This window comes from Delftia sp. WSY_7, assembly GCF_043104845.1.
In the GTDB taxonomy this organism is placed as follows: Bacteria; Pseudomonadota; Gammaproteobacteria; order Burkholderiales; family Burkholderiaceae_C; genus Comamonas; species Comamonas tsuruhatensis.
Genome location: NZ_JBICLB010000017.1, coordinates 19402 through 38937, shown reverse-complemented (window position 1 = coordinate 38937; position 19536 = coordinate 19402). Strand labels below are relative to the sequence as shown.

Annotated in this window: 20 protein-coding genes; 11 read left to right on the top strand and 9 right to left on the bottom strand. The window is 67.7% G+C overall.

Going from position 1 to position 19536, the window contains the following annotated elements:
• Nucleotides 1-24 precede the first annotated feature (24 nt).
• On the bottom strand, nt 25-324 hold the full coding sequence (gatC, locus tag ACF8ME_RS08475) for an Asp-tRNA(Asn)/Glu-tRNA(Gln) amidotransferase subunit GatC (protein ID WP_016448550.1): 300 nt from the start codon (nt 322-324) through the stop codon (nt 25-27).
• 212 nt (nt 325-536) lie between these two features.
• On the opposite strand from gatC, the gene ACF8ME_RS08470 reads away from it, so the two are divergent.
• The 4 genes from ACF8ME_RS08470 to mrdA all read left to right on the top strand — a co-directional run bounded on the left by ACF8ME_RS08470 (nt 537) and on the right by mrdA (nt 5435).
• The gene (locus ACF8ME_RS08470; RefSeq protein ID WP_012202293.1) at nt 537-1580 is read left to right on the top strand and encodes a rod shape-determining protein; all 1044 of its coding nucleotides are present in this window, start codon (nt 537-539) and stop codon (nt 1578-1580) included.
• A gap of 183 nt (nt 1581-1763) precedes the next feature.
• Nucleotides 1764-2861: a rod shape-determining protein MreC gene (mreC, locus tag ACF8ME_RS08465; RefSeq protein WP_392416044.1), complete on the top strand. Its 1098-nt coding sequence runs from the start codon at nt 1764-1766 to the stop codon at nt 2859-2861.
• On the top strand, nt 2858-3376 hold the full coding sequence (gene mreD, locus ACF8ME_RS08460; protein ID WP_016448548.1) for a rod shape-determining protein MreD: 519 nt from the start codon (nt 2858-2860) through the stop codon (nt 3374-3376). The genes mreC and mreD overlap by 4 nt, the downstream gene beginning before the upstream one ends.
• A 13-nt stretch (nt 3377-3389) precedes the next feature.
• The gene (gene mrdA / locus ACF8ME_RS08455) at nt 3390-5435 is read left to right on the top strand and encodes a penicillin-binding protein 2 (RefSeq protein ID WP_392416042.1); all 2046 of its coding nucleotides are present in this window, start codon (nt 3390-3392) and stop codon (nt 5433-5435) included.
• 49 nt (nt 5436-5484) lie between these two features.
• Here the strand turns inward: mrdA and ACF8ME_RS08450 are convergent, their stop codons facing one another.
• From ACF8ME_RS08450 to ACF8ME_RS08420, 7 genes are all read right to left on the bottom strand, one after another.
• Nucleotides 5485-5904 (bottom strand): type II toxin-antitoxin system VapC family toxin, encoded by a 420-nt coding sequence (locus ACF8ME_RS08450; protein ID WP_016453587.1) that lies wholly within the window; start codon nt 5902-5904, stop codon nt 5485-5487.
• Complete coding sequence (locus ACF8ME_RS08445; RefSeq protein WP_016453586.1) at nt 5901-6149, bottom strand: hypothetical protein; 249 nt, start codon at nt 6147-6149, stop codon at nt 5901-5903. The genes ACF8ME_RS08450 and ACF8ME_RS08445 overlap by 4 nt, the downstream gene beginning before the upstream one ends.
• A 111-nt stretch (nt 6150-6260) precedes the next feature.
• Nucleotides 6261-7019 carry an amino acid ABC transporter ATP-binding protein gene (locus ACF8ME_RS08440; protein ID WP_016448544.1) on the bottom strand — a complete coding sequence of 253 codons (759 nt, stop codon included), beginning with the start codon at nt 7017-7019 and terminating at the stop codon, nt 6261-6263.
• On the bottom strand, nt 7016-7798 hold the full coding sequence (locus tag ACF8ME_RS08435) for an amino acid ABC transporter permease (RefSeq protein ID WP_016448543.1): 783 nt from the start codon (nt 7796-7798) through the stop codon (nt 7016-7018). The genes ACF8ME_RS08440 and ACF8ME_RS08435 overlap by 4 nt, the downstream gene beginning before the upstream one ends.
• 65 nt (nt 7799-7863) lie before the next feature.
• Nucleotides 7864-8634, bottom strand: a complete 771-nt coding sequence (locus ACF8ME_RS08430) for an ABC transporter substrate-binding protein (RefSeq protein ID WP_392416040.1) — start codon at nt 8632-8634, stop codon at nt 7864-7866.
• Between the two features lie 254 nt (nt 8635-8888).
• Entirely contained in the window at nt 8889-9647 is a 759-nt protein-coding gene (locus ACF8ME_RS08425) for a TSUP family transporter (protein WP_016448541.1), read from the bottom strand.
• A gap of 297 nt (nt 9648-9944) precedes the next feature.
• Entirely contained in the window at nt 9945-10973 is a 1029-nt protein-coding gene (locus ACF8ME_RS08420; RefSeq protein WP_392416038.1) for an NAD(P)-dependent alcohol dehydrogenase, read from the bottom strand.
• A gap of 99 nt (nt 10974-11072) precedes the next feature.
• Between ACF8ME_RS08420 and ACF8ME_RS08415 the strand changes: the two genes are divergently transcribed.
• Nucleotides 11073-11996: a LysR family transcriptional regulator gene (locus ACF8ME_RS08415; protein ID WP_279493990.1), complete on the top strand. Its 924-nt coding sequence runs from the start codon at nt 11073-11075 to the stop codon at nt 11994-11996.
• Here the strand turns inward: ACF8ME_RS08415 and ACF8ME_RS08410 are convergent.
• Nucleotides 11993-13720: a GMC family oxidoreductase gene (locus tag ACF8ME_RS08410; protein WP_016448538.1), complete on the bottom strand. Its 1728-nt coding sequence runs from the start codon at nt 13718-13720 to the stop codon at nt 11993-11995. The two genes, ACF8ME_RS08415 and ACF8ME_RS08410, sit on opposite strands and share 4 nt — an antisense overlap.
• Nucleotides 13721-14046: 326 nt before the next feature.
• Between ACF8ME_RS08410 and ACF8ME_RS08405 the strand changes: the two genes are divergently transcribed.
• From ACF8ME_RS08405 to ACF8ME_RS08380, 6 genes are all read left to right on the top strand, one after another.
• Nucleotides 14047-15177 carry an ABC transporter permease gene (locus tag ACF8ME_RS08405; RefSeq protein WP_016448537.1) on the top strand — a complete coding sequence of 377 codons (1131 nt, stop codon included), beginning with the start codon at nt 14047-14049 and terminating at the stop codon, nt 15175-15177.
• On the top strand, nt 15177-15980 hold the full coding sequence (locus tag ACF8ME_RS08400; RefSeq protein WP_012202305.1) for an ABC transporter ATP-binding protein: 804 nt from the start codon (nt 15177-15179) through the stop codon (nt 15978-15980). The genes ACF8ME_RS08405 and ACF8ME_RS08400 overlap by 1 nt, the downstream gene beginning before the upstream one ends.
• Nucleotides 15981-16179: 199 nt before the next feature.
• On the top strand, nt 16180-17142 hold the full coding sequence (locus ACF8ME_RS08395; RefSeq protein WP_016448535.1) for an MlaD family protein: 963 nt from the start codon (nt 16180-16182) through the stop codon (nt 17140-17142).
• 13 nt (nt 17143-17155) lie between these two features.
• Nucleotides 17156-17824: an ABC-type transport auxiliary lipoprotein family protein gene (locus ACF8ME_RS08390; protein ID WP_016453581.1), complete on the top strand. Its 669-nt coding sequence runs from the start codon at nt 17156-17158 to the stop codon at nt 17822-17824.
• Between the two features lie 523 nt (nt 17825-18347).
• The gene (locus tag ACF8ME_RS08385) at nt 18348-18566 is read left to right on the top strand and encodes a CsbD family protein (RefSeq protein ID WP_012202308.1); all 219 of its coding nucleotides are present in this window, start codon (nt 18348-18350) and stop codon (nt 18564-18566) included.
• 146 nt (nt 18567-18712) lie between these two features.
• A complete protein-coding gene (locus ACF8ME_RS08380; RefSeq protein WP_016448533.1) occupies nt 18713-19300 on the top strand; it encodes a hypothetical protein in 588 nt (195 codons plus the stop codon).
• The last annotated feature ends 236 nt before the right edge of the window (nt 19301-19536 follow it).

Sequence of the window (19536 nt, the reverse complement as noted above, 5' to 3'; positions counted from 1 at the left end):
AGCAGGGCGAGCGACGCCCGGCGCTCACTCGATCACCTTGGGGACCAGGAACAGGCCGCGCTCGACGGCCGGGGCGCTGCGCTGATTGGCGTCGCGCTGGTCGGGCTCGCTGGCAATGTCCTCGCGCAGGCGCAGGGCAATGTCCTGGATGGCGGCGACCGGATGTGACAGCGGGCTGACGCCCGAAGTATCCACAGCCTGCATCTTCTCCACGATGCCGAAAAAATCATTGAGCTGGCCTAGCATGCGCTCACTCTCTGCGGAAGAGAGCTCGAGCCGTGCGAGGTTCGCGATGCGTGCGATGTCTTGTGCGTTCAGTGCCATAGGAATTTTGAAGGGGGCAACGGGATGTAAACCCGCATTTCAAGCCCCGGCAGTACAAGTTATTCACAGGGGATACGGTATTATCTCGGCTTTGCCGCAAGACCCTCTCCGAGCTGGTCATTGTGCGAAAAGCCAACCCCATCCAGACTCCCTAACTTTCATCCCGGCGATGGCAGGCCGACGAGCATGCCGTGCCTGAGAGGACTCTCGTAATGTTCGGAGCTTTCCGTCGGTATTTCTCCACCGACCTTGCCATTGATCTTGGCACAGCCAACACCCTGATTTTCGCCCGCGACAAGGGCATTGTTCTGGACGAACCCTCCGTTGTCGCCATCCGCCACGAAGGCGGCCCGCATGGCAAGAAGGTGATCCAGGCGGTGGGCCGTGAAGCCAAGGCCATGCTGGGCAAGGTGCCCGGCAACATCGAGGCCATCCGCCCGATGAAGGATGGCGTGATTGCCGACTTCGTCATCACCGAGCAGATGATCAAGCAGTTCATCAAGATGGTGCATCCGCGCTCGGTGCTCACGCCCAGCCCGCGCATCATCATCTGCGTGCCCTGCGGCTCCACCCAGGTCGAGCGCCGCGCCATCAAGGACGCGGCCGAGGCGGCAGGCGCCACCTCCGTCTACCTGATCGAGGAACCCATGGCCGCCGGCATCGGTGCCGGCCTGCCGGTGTCCGAGGCCTCGGGCTCCATGGTGGTGGACATCGGTGGCGGTACCACCGAAGTCGGCGTGATCTCGCTGGGCGGCATGGTCTACAAGGGCTCCGTGCGCGTGGGCGGCGACAAGTTCGACGAAGCCATCATCAGCTACATCCGCCGCAACTACGGCATGCTGATCGGCGAGCCCACGGCCGAATCCATCAAGAAGAACATCGGCTCGGCCTTCCCCGGCTCCGAAGTCAAGGAGATGGAAGTCAAGGGCCGCAACCTCTCCGAAGGCGTGCCGCGCAGCTTCACCATCTCGTCCAACGAGGTGCTCGAAGCCCTGACCGACCCGCTCAACCAGATCGTCAGCGCCGTCAAGAACGCGCTGGAGCAGACCCCGCCCGAGCTGGGCGCCGACATTGCCGAGCGCGGCATGATGCTGACCGGCGGCGGCGCGCTGCTGCGCGACCTGGACCGCCTGCTGGCCGAAGAGACGGGTCTGCCCGTGCTCGTGGCCGAGGAACCGCTGACCTGTGTGGTGCGCGGCTGCGGCATGGCGCTGGAGACCATGGACCGCCAGGGCAGCATCTTCACCAGCGACTGACGCGGCGCAGGCCGGGGCCCGTTGTCGCGGGCCCGGGCGGCAGCCGACCGACTGCAACGTTTTTCTTCTCCCTTCCGTGGTGACCTGCATGCTTGCCCTGCCTTCCTTCGCACCGGGCCCGGCCCGTGCTTTCCAGGCTGCAGCAAGTGCGGCAGGGCAGGCCCTGCCACGCGGGAGGGCGGCATGAATCCCAATACCCTGGACCACTCGGCGCCCTCGCTGTTCAAGCGGCGGCCCTCGCGGGTCTCGCAACTGGCCCTGTACAGCGCCCTGGCGCTGTTTCTGATGGTGGCCGATGCGCGTTTCAGGATCACCGATCCCGTGCGCGTGGCCGTGGCCACCGTGCTGTACCCCGTGCAATGGGTGATGCTCAAACCGGTGCAGGCCGTGCACGACGCCAGCCGCTACCTGGGCTCGCTGGACGATGCCCAGGCCCGCGAACAGGCCGCGCGCAAGGAACTGGTGGCCATGGCCCAGCGTGCATCGCTGGCCGACGAGCTGATCCAGGAAAACGACCACCTGCGCGAGCTGCTGCAGCTGCGCGATCGCCTCACCACGCCCGGCACCGCTGCCGAGGTGGTCTACGACAGCCCCGACCTCTATACGCGCCGCGTGGTCATCGACCGCGGCCAGGTGGATGGCATCGACCAGGGCTCGCCCGTGCTCGATGAAAAGGGCGTGGTCGGCCAGGTCACGCGCGTGTATCCGCTGCGTGCCGAGGTCACCCTGCTCATCGACCGCGACCAGGCCATTCCCGTCTTCAATCCGCGCACCGGCGCGCGCAGCGTGGCCTATGGCGATCCGTCGCCGCTGCGCACCGGCGGCATCGAGCTGCGCTTCATGCCCAGCAATGCCGATGTCCAGGAAGGCGACCTGCTGACCACCAGCGGCGTCGATGGCCTGTACCCGCCGGGCCTGCCCGTGGCCAAGGTGGTCTCGGTGGAGCGCCGCGCCGACTCGGCCTTCTCGCGCATCTACTGCGAGCCCGTGGGCCGCGTGCAGGGCGTGCGCCACGTCGTGGTGCTCAAGCCGCTGGACCGCGCCACCCACCCCGAGGCCGAAGGCGCCGCCGAACCCCTGCGCGCCGGCAAGGGCAAGGAAAAAGACAAGGGCAAGGAAAAAGACAAGGCCAAGGAAAAAGACAAGGCCAAGGACGGCAAGGGCAAGGAAGCCTCCAAGGACGGCAAGGCCGGCAAGACAGATGCACCGGCCACGCCTGCAGCACCTGCCGCTCCCGCTGCTCCCGCCGCACCCGCCTCCGCCAGGAAGGAGCCCGCATGATCATGCCGCGCGGCCAGCAGCTGCTGCTGCCGGTCAATCCCCTGTTCATCGTCGTCAGCCTGCTGGCGGCGCTGGCACTCAACATGCTGCCGCTGGGCCGCCAGGCCTGGCAGCCCGACCTGCTGATGGTGCTGCTGGCCTTCTGGGCGCTGAACCAGCCCCAGCGCGTGGGAATGGGCGTGGCCTTTTTGCTGGGCCTGTGCATGGATGTGGACCGCTCCTCCCTGCTGGGCCAGCATGCGCTGGCCTATGCGCTGCTGGTGTTCGCGGCCGGCGCCATGGGCCGGCGCCTGTCGTGGTTCTCCACGCCCGTGCAGGCGCTGCACCTGCTGCCGCTGTTTGCCGTGGTGCACGGCCTGCAGGTGCTGCTGCGCATGGTGGCCGGTGGCATCATGCCCGGCCCGCTGGTGGTCGTCGCGCCTTTGATCGAGGCCCTGCTGTGGCCCCTGGTCAGCGGCCTGCTGCTGGCGCCTCAGCGCCGCCCGCCGGACAGTGACGAGAACCGTCCCCTGTGAGGCTTGACGCGTGATGGAAATCCGCAATACAGAAGCCGAGCTGCAGCGATTCAGGTTGCGCGCATGGGTGATGAGCGTGGTGGTGCTGCTGGCCTTCGGGCTGGTGGTGGCGCGCTTGCTGGTGCTGCAGGTGCAGCGCCATGAGGAGCTGGCCGAGCGCGCCGAAAGCAACCGCACGGCCGTGGTGCCCATCGTGCCCAACCGGGGCCAGATCCTGGACCGCAACGGCGTGGTGCTGGCCACCAACTACTCGGCCTACACGCTGGAGATCATGCCCTCGCGCGCGGGCAACCTTGAAGAGACCATCGACAGCCTGGCCGAGATCGTCGAGATCACGCCGCGCGACCGGCGCAAGTTCAAGCGCCTGGTGGACGACTCCCGCAGCTTCGACTCCCTGCCCATCCGCACGCGCCTGACCGATGACGAGGTCGCGCGCTTCGCCGCGCAGCGCTACCGCTTCCCGGGCGTGGACATCAAGGCGCGGCTGTTCCGCACCTATCCCATGCAGGACACGGCCAGCCATGTCATCGGCTACATAGGCCGCATCAACCAGCGCGAGAAAGAGGCGCTGGAAGACTCCGACGACGCCGCCAACTACCGTGGCACCGACGTCATCGGCAAGCTGGGCGTGGAGCAGAGCTACGAAACCGACCTCCACGGCCAGACCGGCTGGGAGGAAATGGAAACCTCGGCCGGCGGACATGCCGTGCGCAAGCTCGGCAGCCGCCCCGCCACGCCCGGCGACAGCCTGGTGCTGTCGCTGGACATCAAGCTGCAGCGCATGGTGGAGGAGCTGTACGGCGACCGCCGCGGCGCCCTGGTGGCCATCGATCCGCGCAGCGGCGAAGTGCTGGCCATGGTCAGCCGTCCCACCTTCGACCTGAACCTCTTCGTCGATGGCATCGACCAGGAGAGCTGGACCACGCTCAACGAATCCATCAACCGCCCGCTGCTCAACCGCGCGCTGCGGGGCACCTATCCGCCGGGCTCCACCTACAAGCCCTTCATGGCGATTGCCGCGCTGGAGTCGGGCAAGCGCCGCCCGGACACCACCATCATGGACAACGGCAGCTGGACCTTCGGCGGCCACACCTTCCGCTCGGGCCACCCCAACGGGCCGACCAACCTGCGCCGCTCCATCATCAAGTCGTCCAACGTGTACTACTACATGCTGGCCAACGACATGGGCGTGGACATGATCCACGACTACATGAAGCCGCTGGGCTTCGGCCAGCTCACCGGCATCGATGTGCGCGGCGAGGCGCGCGGCGTGCTGCCCAGCACCGAGTGGAAGCGCAACACCTACAAGCGGCCCGAGCAGAAGAAGTGGTACGCGGGCGAGACCATCTCGCTGGGCATCGGCCAGGGCTACAACAACTTCACCATCCTGCAGCTGGCCAATGCCATGTCCACGCTGGCGGCCAAGGGCGTCAAGCACCGCCCCCACCTGGCCGTGGGCCGTGTCGATGCCGTCACGCAGCAGTTCTCGGCCATCAACAAGGACCCAGGCACCAGCATGGGCTACAAGCCCGAGAACGTGGAGGCCGTGCGCGCCGCCGTGGCCGCCGTGACGGTGGAGGGCACCTCGCGCGGCATCTTCGGCAACGCGCCCTACACCTCCACCGGCAAGACCGGCACGGCCCAGGCCGTGGGCGTGCGCCAGAACGAGAAGTACAACGCGGCACGCCTGTCCGAGTTCCAGCGCGACCACTCGCTGTACATCGCCTACGCGCCGGCCGACAACCCCACCATTGCCGTCGCTGCCATCGTGGAGAACGCCGGCTTCGGTGCCGCTGCCGCCGCACCGCTGGCACGCCGCGTGTTCGACTACTGGCTGCTGGGCCGCTACCCCAGCGTGGAGGACATGGCCGCCATGCGCAAGGGCCAGGCCGGCGTGCCCATAGGCACCCCGCGCCGCGTCTCCGAAATCACGCTGGATGCGGAAACCGTGAACCTGCCTGGCCTGCCGCGCTATGAGCCGCCCGAGGCGCCGGTCCCCGTGCCCGCAGGCCGCCCGGCGGTGCTGTCGCCGCCTTCGGCTGCCGAGCTGGAGGATTGAGGCACGCTTGTGTGCCGCTGCAAGCGGGTCTGAGCCCTGCGCGGCAGATTCAGTGCTGCCAGGGATCGATGACCGTGACCCCGCAGTCCGCAAAGTCCCGCACATTGCGGGTGGCAAGGCTGGCTCCCCTTGAGCGGGCGATGGCCGCAATCATGGCGTCGAACTGGCTGATGGGTCTGCCGGACTGCCTTCGGGCCGCAGCGATCTGCGCATAAGCGTCAGCGGCACCGTTGTCGAACTCCAGGACGCGGCCTGCCATATCGATGTCCAAGATGGCCTGCACTGCAGCCAGCAACCCATGCTTGCGCTGTCCCTGCGGCAACAGCAGGACGCCGTACAGCAATTCGCCGCGCGTGATGGCTGTGGTGAGCAAACTGGAGCGGGGCTGGCTGGCCAGCCATTCCATGGCGCGCCTGTCGGGATCGGGGCGCAGAGCCTCGGACAGGACGTTGGTGTCGAGAATGATCACCGGCTGGCACCCAGCGGATTGCGAATGGGCTCGCGCTGCGCAAGCACCAGTTCAACGCCGCCCAGGGGCTCGACCCGGGCCCGGATGGAGTCGAACAGTGAATGCCCCTCCGCCGCATTGGCTGCGAGTGCCGCGCGCAAGATGTTGCGGGCCTCTTCTTCCATGGAGTGGCCGTGCAGGTCCGCCTGCAGACGCAGCCGGGCCTGCAGGTCTTCATCAAGATCGTGGATCGTCATGGTAGTCATGGCCAGGCTCCTTTCAGGTCAATGACGAATGGTAGTCATGGACAGGCAAGGCGACAACGGCATGCCCCCTGCGCATGAGGGCACGCAAGGCGACGAATCAGGGCTTCGGCCTCAATGCCCCATGCGACCGATGAACGCCGCGATCCGCTCGCTGGCCGGGTTGCCGAAGAATTCGGCCGGTGGCGCCTCGTGGGCGATGCAGCCCTGGTCGAAGAACATCACGCGGTCGGCGACCTCGCGGGCGAAGCCCATTTCGTGGGTGACCACGATCATGGTCATGCCGCCGCGTGCCAGCTCGCGCATCACGTCCAGCACCTCCTGGACCATCTCCGGGTCCAGCGCGCTGGTGGGCTCGTCGAACAGCATCACCTGCGGCTCCATGGCCAGGGCGCGGGCAATGGCCACGCGCTGCTGCTGGCCGCCCGACAGCTGCCACGGGTACTTGTGGGCGTGGGCCTGCATGCCCACGCGCTCCAGCAGGGCCATGGCCTTGGCATTGGCCTGGGCGCGCGGCGTTTTGTGGATGCGGCGCGGCGCCAGGGTCACGTTGTCCAGCACCGTCATGTGGCCGAACAGGTTGAACTGCTGGAACACCATGCCCACTTCGCAGCGCTGCTTTTGCAGCGTGGCTTCGTTGTCGGTGACTTCGACGCCGTCGATGGTGATGCGCCCGCCGTCGTGCGGCTCCAGTCGGTTGATGGCGCGCAGCAGCGTGGACTTGCCCGAGCCCGAGGCGCCGATGATCACCGTCACCTCGCCCGTGCAGAACTGCGTGGAAACGCCCTTGAGTACCTGGTGGCTTCCAAAGGACTTGGTGACCTTGTCGGCCACGATGTAGGGCATGCCCCGTGCCAGCTTGTCGGCGCTCATTTGTGGCGGCCCTCCACGTCGAAGCGGTACTCCACGGCAGCCGTGACCTGGGTCACCAGCGTGGTCAGCACCAGGTAGGTCACGCCCACGGTGACAAGGGTCTCCACGGGCTGGAAGGTGGCCGACTGGATGCGGTTGCCCACATTGGTCAGCTCCACCACGCCGATGGCGTACGCCAGCGACGAATCCTTGAGCAGGGCCACGAAGTTGCTCACCAGCGGCGGCAGCGAGATCTTGAAGGCCTGCGGGAACACCACGTCCATGAAGACGCGGCTGCGCGGCAGGCCCAGCGCGCGTGCGGCCTCGGCCTGGCCGCGCGGCACGGCCTGCAGGCCGGCACGCACGGCTTCGGCGTTGTAGGCGCCCACGTTCAGCGCCAGCGCAATGCAGGCGGCGGCGAAGTCAGGCAGGTTCAGGCCCGGGATCAGCACCGGCAGCGCGAAGTAGATGAACAGGATCTGCACCAGCAGCGGCGTGCCGCGGATCGCCCAGACGTAAAAGCCTGCAGCCCAGCGCAGGGCGGCCGTGCGTGAGGTGCGCGCCAGCGCGGCGGCGATGCCCAGCACCAGGCCGGCGGCGCCGCTGGCCAGCGTCAGGTACAGCGTGGTGCGCGCGCCATCGGCGAAGGTGTCGGCATTGGAGCCTATGGGCTCGGGCAGCAGGGACAGCAACTGCCCCAGCAGCGAAACCACGAGCACCATCAGCAGCAGGGCCGTGACCAGGGTGGCGTTGCTGCGCTGCGAGCGGCTCCAGTGGGCGGGCCAGAGGACGGTAAGCATAGGTGGGCTAGAAACAAAAAGGCGCCCTGCAAGTGGGCGCCGGTCGGGCAGATCTGCCCGGGGCCTCAGTCAGGGCAGCGGATGTCTTCGTGGAAATATTTCTGCGACAGCTTGGCGTAGCTGCCGTCGGCCAGGGCGTCCTTGAAGGCCTTGTTCCAGGCGTCGGCCAGCGACTTGTTGTCCTTGGCCACGGCGGCGGCGATGCGCTCGACCAGCAGCATCTCGCCCTGCTTGAGCTGGGCATTGGGGTTCTTCTGCTGCAGTTCCTTGGCAATGAAGCGCTCGGTCACCCAGGCGTCCACCCGCTTGGACAGCAGCGCATTGCGCGCGGCCTCGTTCGTGGGGAAGTTGACCAGGCGCTTGATGCCGGTCACGTTCTTCTCCATGTACTGCAGATAGGTGGAGCCGGTCTGCACCGACACCGTCTTGCCCGCTAGGTCCTTGGCCGAACGGATGGCCGGGTCCAGCGACATCACGATGCCGCCCGAGCAGTAGTGGGGCTCGGTGAAGGTCACGGCCTTCTCGCGCTCGGGCGTGATGCCGTGCGAGGAAATCACCAGATCCCAGCGGTCCTGCTGCAGGCCGGTCAGCAGGGCGTCGAAGCTGATGGTCTTCCACTCGTACTTCACGCCCATCTTGCCGGCCAGCATCTGTGCCAGCTCGACTTCGAACCCGGTCAGCTGCTTGCCCTCGAAATGGGCAAAGGGCGCGTAATAGCCTTCGGTGGCCAGGCGCAACGTGCCTTCCTTCTGGATGGCGTCGAAGGGGCGGGCCTGAACGCCTGCGGCGGTCCACAGGGCCAGCGCGGCGGCGGCGATGACGGTAATGCGTTTCATGGAAGCTCCAGGAGGGCTGTCGCTCAGGACCTGACCCCGGCGCCGCAAGAGGGGGAAAGCGCCAACGCACGGATCGGTGCATGGCCATGGACGGCGGGGCCGATTGCGTGGCTGCGCGGCGGGTCGGGTGCAGCCGCTGGCAGGGGTGCGACATGCACCTGCCGCCGCAGCTCAAGGCGAAAAGTCGGCAATTATAGAAGGTTGCCGTCGCCGATGCCGATGGCAGGTGTTGCGGATGCCGCTGGCCTGCGTGCTCAGGCGATGAAGGCGTCGTAGCCGGTCTTGAGGATCAGCAGGCTCACCACGCCGATGAAGATGCCCCGCACGAAGCCCGTTCCATGGCGCAGGGCCATGTGTGTGCCCAGCATGGCGCCCAGCACGTTGGCCACCGCCATGGGGACGGCCAGGTGCCACCAGATATGGCCCTTGAGCGTGAACAGCGCCAGCGCCGCCAGGTTGGTGGCCATGTTCAGCAGCTTGGCCGAGGCCGAGGCGTTCAGGAAGTCATAGCCCATCAGCCGCACGAACAGGAACACGAAGAAGCTGCCCGTGCCGGGGCCGAAGAACCCGTCGTAGAAGCCGATGGCCAAGCCGATGGCGCAGGCGATCAGCGTCTCGGCGCGGCCCGAATAGCGCGGCGTGTGGTTGCGGCCCATGTCCTTGCGCGCCAGCGTATAGACCAGCACGCCCAGCAGCACCAGCGGCAGCAGCTGGCGCAGGAAGTCGGGGGAGATCTGCGTGACGGCCCAGGCCCCCGCAAAGGAGCCCGCCATGCCCACGCAGGCGGCCGGCATCATCGCGCGCCAGGGCAATTGCACCTTGCGGCCGTACTGCCAGGTGGACATGGCCGTGCCCCAGACGGAGGCGCTCTTGTTGGTGCCCAGCAGGGTGGCCGGTGGTGCGGTGGGGAAGGTGGCGAACAGCGCGGGCAGCAGGATGAGGCCTCCGCCGCCCACGATGGCGTCCACGAAGCCAGCCAGCATCGAGGCCAGCGAGACGATGATCCATTCCATAGGGCGGCGATTGTCGCACCGCCACGGTGCCGCATCAGGCTGGCCGCAGGCATAAAAAAAGCGCCGGACTTGCCGGCGCTCTGGGAAATGCATCTTGGGATGCTATTTATGAATGTTGATCTGGTTGTGTACGAGTTGTCTCCTCGGCCCCTCTTGTGCAGCACCGTGGTACCGCGAGAGTGGATGGACTTTAATGGCCGCACCTGGGTGGTGCATCGGGGATTTCCCGCAGTTGCCGCGAAAGTGCGGGATTGCACCAGCAAGGGGCTGGGACGACGATTGCCGGTTGCCGGACGTTCAGCGCATGCGCAGCACCAGCTTGCCGAAAGCACCCCGCTCCAGATGCTCCAGGGCTGCCGGCAGATCGGCCAGCGCGTATTCGCTGTCGATCACAGGTTGCAGCTTCAGCCAGTCCACGGCACGCACCAGATCCTGCAGCGCACGCCGGTGTGCCACGCCGATGCCCTGAACGGTGGCGCGCCCCAGCAGCAGCGGATAGACCGAGCCGCGCAGCTCGTCGCCCTGCAGATTGCCGATCACCGACATGCGGCCTCCCTGTGCCAGGGCCGATAGCGAGCGGCCGAAGTTATCCCCCCCGGCCAGTTCCAGCACATGGTCGGCGCCGCGTCCTCCCGTGAGGGCGCGCACCTCGGCGGCCCAGTCCGGCGTGCGGTGGCGGTGGATGCCGTGGTCTGCACCCAGCTGCGCAGCCCGCGCCAGCTTGTCGTCGCTGCCCGAAACCACCACCACGCGCGCACCCTGGGCATGGGCGATCTGCATGGCGAACAGCGCCACGCCGCCCGTGCCCATGATGACCACGGTGTCCCCGGGCCGCGTGGGCGCGGACTCGGCCAGCGCGAACCAGGCCGTTGCGCCCGCGCACGTCAGGGTGCTGGCCTGCGCAAAGTCCAGCTGACGGGGCGCGGCGACCAGGTTGTCTTCGCCCAGCACCACGTATTCCGACAGCATGCCCGGCCCGGGCGAGCCCAGCGGCAGGCTGGTGCGCGGCTGCACGCCGTCCTGCCAGCCGCAGAAGAAGGTGCTGATCACGGCGTCGCCAACCGCGAACTCCGCGACGCCCGGGCCGATGGCGACCACCTCGCCAGCCATGTCCGAGCCGGGCACCAGGGGCAGGGCCGGCCCCATGCCCATGCCGTCGCGCAGGATCAGCAGATCGCGGTAGTTCAGCGATGCCGCATGCACGCGCACCAGTACCTGGCCCTGCCCGGGCTCGGGAATGGGAACTTGCACCAGCTGCAGGTTTTCATGGCCCAGGGCGGGCAGTTGCCATTGCTGCATGAATGGGGAAGACGCAGGTACGGTCATGGAAGGCGGTCCTTTCGAGGCAGATATCAAACAGGACTTCAGTCTATTGATTCCTCCATAATTGCATTGATTCAATTGAGGCTATGGTTTGTAGAATTTATGGAACCAATTGCAAATGACAGGCTGGCAGGCGTCAGCGCATTCGTCGCCTCGGCCGAGGCCGGCAGCTTCGCCCAGGCGGCCGAGCGCCTGGGCCTTACGCGCTCGGCTGTTGGCAAGGCCGTGGCGCGGCTGGAAGAGCGCCTGGGCGCGCGGCTGTTCGTGCGCACCACGCGCAGCCTGGGGCTGACCGAGGACGGCCAGATGTTCTACGAGCGCTGCGCGCAGGCGCTGGAGGACCTGGACGCCGCCCGGCACATGCTGGAAGCCGGGCGGCGGGAAGTGGTGGGCCGGCTGCGCATCAGCGCACCCGTGGTCTTCGGCCGCCACCACGTGGCTCCCTTGCTGCTGGAGCTGGCGCAGCTGCATCCGCGCCTGCGCATCGAGGCCAGCTTCACCGACCGCCAGCTGGACTTCGCCGATGACGGCATCGACCTGGCCATACGCAGCGGGGAACTGTCTGACAGCGACTGGCTGGTTGCGCGGCGCCTTGGCATGCAAACCATGGTGCTGTGCGCATCACCCGCCTATCTGCAGGCCCATGGCGCGCCGCGCAGCGTGGCCGACCTGGCCGGGCATCGCTGTATTGCCTATATGCGCAGCGGCCGCGCCGCCCCCTGGAGGCTGGCCGGTGAGGATGGATCGCTGGCCGCGCCCGTGCTGGAGCCGGCGCTGGGCTTTGACGACATAGAAACCATCGCCACGGCCACGCTGCAGGGCGCGGGCCTGGCCCACATGCCGCTGTGGCGGGTGCGCAGCGCGCTGGACAGCGGGGCGCTGGTGCGCCTGCTGCCCGACGTGCCGGCCGCGCGCATTCCCCTGCATGTGCTGTGGCCGCGCACGCGCTTTCTGCCCTACCGGCTGCGCGTGACCATCGATGCGCTGTTGGCGGCGATTCCGCCGCTGCTGCAGGAGCAGTCCTAGGCGGCCAGCGCAACGGCCGGTTCCGTGCTCTGCCGTGCCGGCTCCTGGCCCCGGCCCTGCCTGTCCGCAAGAATCCAGCCGGCGGCCTTCTCCGCCATCATCAGCGTCGGGCTGTTGGTGTTGCCACTGGTGATGCGCGGCATGGCGCCTGCATCGATCACGCGCAGGCCCTGTACGCCGCGCACGCGCAGGCGGCTGTCGAGCACGGCCATGGGGTCGTCGGCGCGGCCCATTCGCGTGGTCCCCACCGGGTGGAAGATGGTGGTTGCAATGTCGCCGGCCAGGCGGGCCAGGTCCTCGTCGCTCTGGTATTGCACGCCGGGCTTCCATTCCTCGGGGGCAAAGCGCGCCAGCGCGCTCTGGCTGACGATGCGCCGCGTCACGCGCAGGCTGTCGGCGGCCACCTGCCGGTCCTCGGGCGTGGACAGGTAGTGCGGCGCAATGGCAGGCGCCTGGCGGAAGTCCCCGCTGCGGATGCGTACCGTGCCCCGGCTGGTGGGGTTGAGGTTGCAGACACTTGCCGTGAAGGCCGGAAAACCGTGCAGCGGCTCGCCGAAGGCGTCCAGCGACAGCGGCTGCACGTGGTACTGGATATTGGGGTGCGCCTGCTGCGGGCTGCTGCGCGTGAAGGCGCCCAGCTGCGAGGGCGCCATGCTCATGGGGCCGCTGCGGCGCAGCAGGTACTCCAGGCCGATGCCGGCCTTGCCCCACAGCGAATTGGCCATCGTGTTGAGCGTGCGCGCGCCCTTGATCTTGTAGACCGAGCGGATCTGCAGATGGTCCTGCAGGTTCTCGCCCACGCCGGGCAGGTCGTGGCGCACGGCGATGCCGTGGCCTTGCAGCAGCGCCCCCGGGCCTATGCCCGACAGCTGCAGGATCTGCGGGGAGTTCACGGCGCCCGCGCACAGCAGGACCTCCTGGCTGGCCTGCACATCGACCATTTCCGAGCCGGTCCAGACCTGTGCGCCGCTGCAGCGCAGGCCGCCGGCGGGCAGCGGCTCGAACAGCAGCCGGCTGACCTGGGCATGGGTCCACAGCTCGAAGTTGGGGCGGCCATAGCAGGTGGGCCGCAGGAAGGCCTTGGCGGTGTTCCAGCGCAGGCCGCCCTTTTGGTTGACCTCGAAGTAGCCCACCCCCTCGTTGCTGCCGCCGTTGAAGTCCTCGGTGGCCGGAATGCCGGCCTGCTGGGCGGCTTCGGCAAAGGCATCCAGGATGTCCCAGCGCAGGCGCTGCCGCTCCACGCGCCATTCGCCGCTGCCGCCTGTGCCCGTGCCGCCGTGCAGGGCGCGAAAGCGCGCATCGGCGTTGCCCCCGGCGTCCAGCCGCCAATGGCTTTCATGCTGGCGAAAGGCCGGCAGCACCTGGTCCCAGCGCCAGGCGTCGTCGCCGGTCAGCTCGGCCCAGCCGTCGTAGTCGCGGGCCTGGCCGCGCATGTAGATCATGCCGTTGATGCTGGAGCAGCCGCCCAGCGTCTTGCCGCGCGGATAGCGCAGGCTGCGGCCGTTGAGCCCTTCGTCGGGTTCGGTCTGGTAGAGCCAGTCGGTGCGCGGATTGCCGATGCAGTACAGGTAGCCCACGGGGATGTGGATCCAGTGGTAGTCGTCCTTGGCGCCCGCCTCGATCAGCAGCACGCGGCTGCGGCCGTCGCGCGAGAGCCTGTTGGCCAGGAGGGCGCCTGCCGTGCCGGCGCCGATGACGATGTAGTCGAAGGTGGTATTGCTCATGGAGATGGGCGGGCGTCCGCTGCGGGCCGGAACGTCCTTGGGAGCCGGGGTTGGTGCTTCGGCCCATTGTGCGGACGGCATGCGCACTGTCGAGAGGGAAAGCGCGCTGGACTCCTTTTTTCGCAGCAGCGCATGCAGCAGCGATGGCGGTCCCGCTGGTTTTTTGATAAAAATTGCACGCGTAGGGCAAAGCCGTCGCGCACACGGCGTTGCGGGGCAATCTGCGGGCCGCGCCGCTCGGTTATCCTGCGGTCTTGGCGGGCGTGCCACCGTGCCTGCCCACGCGCCTCGGCCTCGCCTTCGCAACCCCCAAGGACTTCCTGCACTTGTCTGCCCTCAACAATCCCCCCCAATGCAGCCTGCGCCGTGACAACGACGGCCAATGGGCGTTGCTGACCGGCTCCTGGGGCGCGGCCGAGCTGGGCCGGCGGGCGCAATGGCGCAGGCTGCGTGCACAGCTGGCCGACGCCAAGGGCGATGACCTGGGCTGGAACCTGCAAGGGCTGGACTGGCTGGACCACGTGGGCGCGCAACTGCTGTGGAACCACTGGGGCCGTCGCCTGCCCGCGCGTCTTGCGGCCAGCGACGCGCAGCGCGCCATGCTCGACCGCGTGGCCCGTTTTTCCAAGGAGCCTGCACCGCCGGCCCCGCGCCTGAGCCTGCTGGAGCACATCGACAGCCTGGGCTGCCTGGTCATCAACGCCTGTGGCCATTTCGCACAGCTGACGCGGCTCATCGGCCAGTTGCTGATCGACCTGGTGCGCTTTGCGCGTGCCCCGCACCGCGGGCCCTGGCGCGACATTTCCGGCCACCTCTACTCCATGGGCGCCACGGCCCTGCCCATCACGGCCCTGGTGGGCTTTCTGATCGGCGTGGTGCTGGCCTACCTGATGGCGCTGCAGCTGCGCCAGTTCGGGGCGGAATCCTTCATCGTCAACATCCTGGGCATCTCGCTGATCCGCGAGCTGGGCCCGCTGCTGGCAGCCATCTTGGTGGCGGGCCGCACGGGCTCGGCCATCACCGCCCAGATCGGCGTGATGCGCGTCACCGAAGAGCTGGACGCCATGCAGGTCATGGGCATACCGCACGGCTTTCGCCTGGTGCTGCCGCGTGCGCTGGCGCTGGCCATTGCCATGCCCCTGGTCTCGCTGTGGACCACGCTGGCTGCGCTGGCCGGCGGCATGCTGGCAGCCGACCTGACCATGGGCGTCACGGGTGCCTACTTTGCCGAGGCGCTGCCTGCCGCCGTGAAGATCGGCAACCTCTGGATCGCCATGGGCAAGTCCGTGGTCTTCGGCGCCCTCATCGCCTTGATCGGCTGCCACTGGGGCCTGCGCGTGGAGCCCAATACGCAGAGCCTGGGCAAGGGCACGACGGCCTCGGTGGTGTCGGCCATCACCATGGTCATCGTGGTGGATGCGATCTTCGCAATCCTTTTCAAAGATGTCGGAATCTGATGGCCATGGACACCGAAACCTCCTCCACGCCCGCAGCCGACGAGCCCATCGTGCGCATCGCCGGGCTGTGGAGCGTGTTCGGCGAAGGCGAGAACGCCTTTGCCGTGCACCAGGACCTGGACCTGGATGTGCAGCGCGGCGAGATGCTGTCCATCGTCGGCGGCTCGGGCACGGGCAAGACCGTGCTGCTGCGCCAGATGCTGGGGCTGCTGGAGCCCACCAAGGGCCGCGTCGAAGTGCTGGGCCGCCCGGCCAGCGAAATGGGCCGCGAGGGCGCTGCCAGCCGCGTGGGCATGCTGTTCCAGCACGGGGCGCTGTACTCGGCCTTCAGCGTGCTGGACAACGTGGCCTTCGCGCTGCGCGAGCAGGGCACGCTGCCCGACGATCTGGTGCGCGACGCGGCCCTGGTCAAGCTGCAGATGGTGGGCCTCAAACCCGAGCATGCCTCGCGCATGCCGGCCGATCTCTCGGGCGGCATGATCAAGCGCGTGGCGCTGGCGCGGGCGCTGATCATGGACCCGCCCCTGCTGCTGCTCGACGAGCCCACGGCCGGCCTGGACCCCACCAGCTCCGACGAATTCTGCGAACTGCTGCGCGAGCTGCGTGCCGAGCTGGGCCTGACCGTCATCATGGTCACGCACGACCTGGACACGCTGTTCGCACTGTCCTCGCGCGTGGCCGTGCTGGCCGAGAAGAAGGTGCTGGTCAGCGGCCCGCCGCGCGAGGTGGCCGAGTTCAAGCATCCGTTCATCGAGCATTTCTTCCAGGGCGAGCGCGGCAGGCGCGCGATGAGCACGGTATGAGAAGCCCCCCTGAGTCGCTTCGCGCCTTCCCCCCTCTCGCTTTGCGGGGGGGGACGACACCCTCGCGGCGGGGCGGCCCTTGCCCGGTGTCCCTCGCCTTCGGGCACGCCGGTTTTGAAGGCCTCGCCCTGAGTTGTGAATTGTCTGGGGGCCGCGGCCCCATGCCTTGTTTGCTGGGCTAACGTTATGGACCATTGATATGGAAAACAAATCACATGCCATGGCGGCCGGCATTTTCGTGCTGGTCGTGGCGGCCCTGCTGGCGGGGCTGGCGATCTGGCTGACGCGCGATACGCGGCAGTACAACGAGTACGAGCTGTCCACCAAGGATGGCATCAGCGGCCTGCAGGCCCAGGCCGCCGTGCGCTACAAGGGCGTGGCGGTGGGCAAGGTCACGCGGATCGGGTTCGATCCGCAGACCAATGGCAACGTGCTGATCCGCATCGCCATCGGTGTGAACACGCCCATCACGCCCACCACGTTCGCCGTGCTGGGCTACCAGGGCGTCACGGGCCTGGCCCATGTGCAGCTCGATGATGCGGACCAGCCCCAGCCCCAACTGCCCCCGGGCCCCAGCGGCCTGCCGCGCCTGCCGCTGCGCTCTTCGCCGTTGAGCATGCTGGCCGACCAGGGGCAGGTGCTGCTGGAGCGCGCCGATGAAATCTCGCGCCGCCTCAGCGACATGCTGGACACCGACAACCAAAAGCGCGTGAGCCAGGCGCTGGAGAACATTGCGGCCGCTGCCGCAGGCGTGCAGCAGCTCACGCAGAACCTGGACCGCACGCTGTCCACCCAGGTGCCGCAGCTCGCCGCCGACGCCCACAACACCCTGCAGTCGCTGGAGAAGGCCAGCAACGGAGCCGCCGCCGTGGCGTCCGAGCTGCAGCAGACCGTGCGCCGCGTGAACGCGCAGGACGGGCCGCTGGAGCAGATCGCCCAGAGCACGCGCGCACTGACCCGCATGGCCGATTCGCTGGGCCGCAGCACGGTGCCGCACGCCAACCGAGCGGCCGATGATGTCTCGCGCGCCGCGCGCCAGATGGGCACGGCCGCCAGCCGCTTCAGCGACAACCCGCAGGCCGTGATCTACGGGCCGGGCCAGGCCCGTCCGGGGCCGGGCGAGCCCGGCTTCGTCGCCCCGTCTGCAGCCACCCAGCCCTGACCGAGGAACCCGCATGTCCCCATCTCGCAAGACCGCCGTGGCCAGCGCTGGACTGGCCGCCGCCCTGATCCTGCTGGCCGGCTGCTCGGCCCTGCCGCAGCCCCCCGCCCAGCCCGCGCGCTATGACTTCGGTCTGGCGCCGCTGTCCACGCCCGCGCAGTCCGCCACATCCGCAGCCCCGCAGGCACGCACGCCGCTGGCGCTGGCCGATGTGGAGGCCCCCGCCCTGTCCGACGGCAGCACGGCCATGTTCTACCGCCTGGCCTATGCCAACGGCCAGGAACTGCGCCCCTACCAGCTGGCGCGCTGGAGCCAGCCTCCTGCACTGCTGCTGCAGCAGCGCCTGCGTAGCCAGCTGGGCCTGCAGCGCCCCGTGCTGGCCAGCAGCGAAAGCGTGGCCCAGCCGCGCCTGCAAGGCGCCGTGCCCACGCTGCTGCGCGTGGACATCGAAGAGTTCAGCCAGGTCTTTGACGCGCCCGGCTCCAGTGCCGGCGTGGTGCGCCTGCGCGCCACCCTGGTCGAGCAAAGCGGTGCTGTGGACCGCCTGCTCGGACAGAAGGTGTTCGAGGTGCGCAGTCCTGCAGCTTCGGGCGATGCGGCGGGCGGCGCCCAGGCCCTGGCCAAGGCCACGGATGCGGCCATTGCGCAGATCGATGCGTGGCTGGGGCAGCAGGGGCACTGAGCTGCTGCTGGATTTCCAGCCCATCCATTCTCTTGAGAACGGCTGGTGGGTGCATTGCATCCGCTGGCCGTTTTTTGTTTTCGGCAACTGGCTCTGCAAGCAAGTGGACTTTTTCTGCCCCTGCCGGATGGTTGCTTTTCGAGGCCGGGTCTCGGCCCGGCAGCCGACTGCCCTTTTCTTGATTCGCCAAGAAAGGCCAGATCACGAAGCAAGCCTGTCCTTCGGCAGGCTTGCAACCCCGCAACCGCCACGGCGCAGGTGCGGACATACGGGGAAAAGGCTGGGTACTCAGGGCAGGGGCGGGCCGCGCCTGACCCAGCGCTTCCCGCGCGTCCGTCAGGGGCTGTAGTCCCGATCCCACCGTCTCGGCTGCCCCTGGGACGACCGTCAACACTAGGTCCAGACTACGGCGCGCGGCGCGCAGGTTTTTTACAGTGGAACCGTCGCTGATGCAGATCGCGGCTTTGAAAAAACAAGGCCTGATTGCACGGCACGACTTCAACATCACTGAAAGGAACAAGCCATGAATGAAGACCGCATCAAGGGCAACTGGAAGCAATTCACCGGCAAGATCCGTGAGCAATGGGGCAAGCTCACCGATGACGATCTGGACGTGATCGCCGGCAAGCGCGAGCAATTCCTGGGCAAGCTGCAGGAGCGCCAGGGCCTGGCCCGCGACGCTGCCGAAAAGCAGCTGACCGACTGGCAAAAGCGCAACCCCGACTTCCGCTTCGAAGACTGACGAGGGTGGACCCCGCGGGTGGCACGGATGCCCTGGCCGGCGCCACCACCCGCTCCCCGACAGCCAGCGTGCCTGAGGGCACGCACCAATGGCCCGCCGCCGCAGGCACCAAGGGCCACCTCAGTACAAATACAAGGAGTTCCATCATGCAAACACCGCAACGCTTTCGCCACATGCTGTCCGCCGTCGCCCTGGGCCTGATGGCCTCCGGCGCCATGGCCATGACCAATGCCGAGCACACGGCCGCCAAGAACCAGATCGAGGCCGATTACAAGGCTGCCAAGGAACAGTGCAAGCCGCTCAAGGACAACGCCAAGGACGTCTGCGAGAAGCAGGCCAAGGGCCAGGAAAACGTCGCCAAGGCTGAACTGGAATCGCGCCGCAATCCTTCGCCCAAGAACAGCGAAAAGGCACTCAAGGCCAAGGCTGATGCGGACTACGACATCGCCAAGGAAAAGTGCGATGACCTCAAGGGCGACGCCAAGGATGTCTGCGTGAAGGATGCCAAGGCTGCCCATGTGCGTGCCGTCGAAGCCGCCAAGGTGAACAAGGCCCAGGCCGAACCTGCCGCCAACTCTGCTGCCAAGGCCGCCAACGTGGCCGAGACCCGCAAGGACGCTGCCGAGGAAACCCGCGAAGCCGACTACAAGGCTGCCAAGGCCCGTTGCGACACCATGAGCGGTGACGCCAAGGATGCCTGCGTGGCGGATGCCAAGCGTAAATATGGACAGTAAGCTAGTAGGCACCCCCTGAGGCGCTGCGCGCCTTCCCCCCGTGGCACGGCGCCTCTCTACTTGCTTCGCAAGGGAGGGGGACGGCACCTTCGCCGCGAGGCGGCTCTTGCTCGGTGCCCCTGGCCTTTTGGCCGCGCCAGTTTTATCCGCCTTGACCAAGCCCCGCTCGCGGGGCTTTGCTGTTTTCGGGTTGGCTGATGTGGGTCAAACGGGTTGGGCGGTGCTGTTCCTAAGCT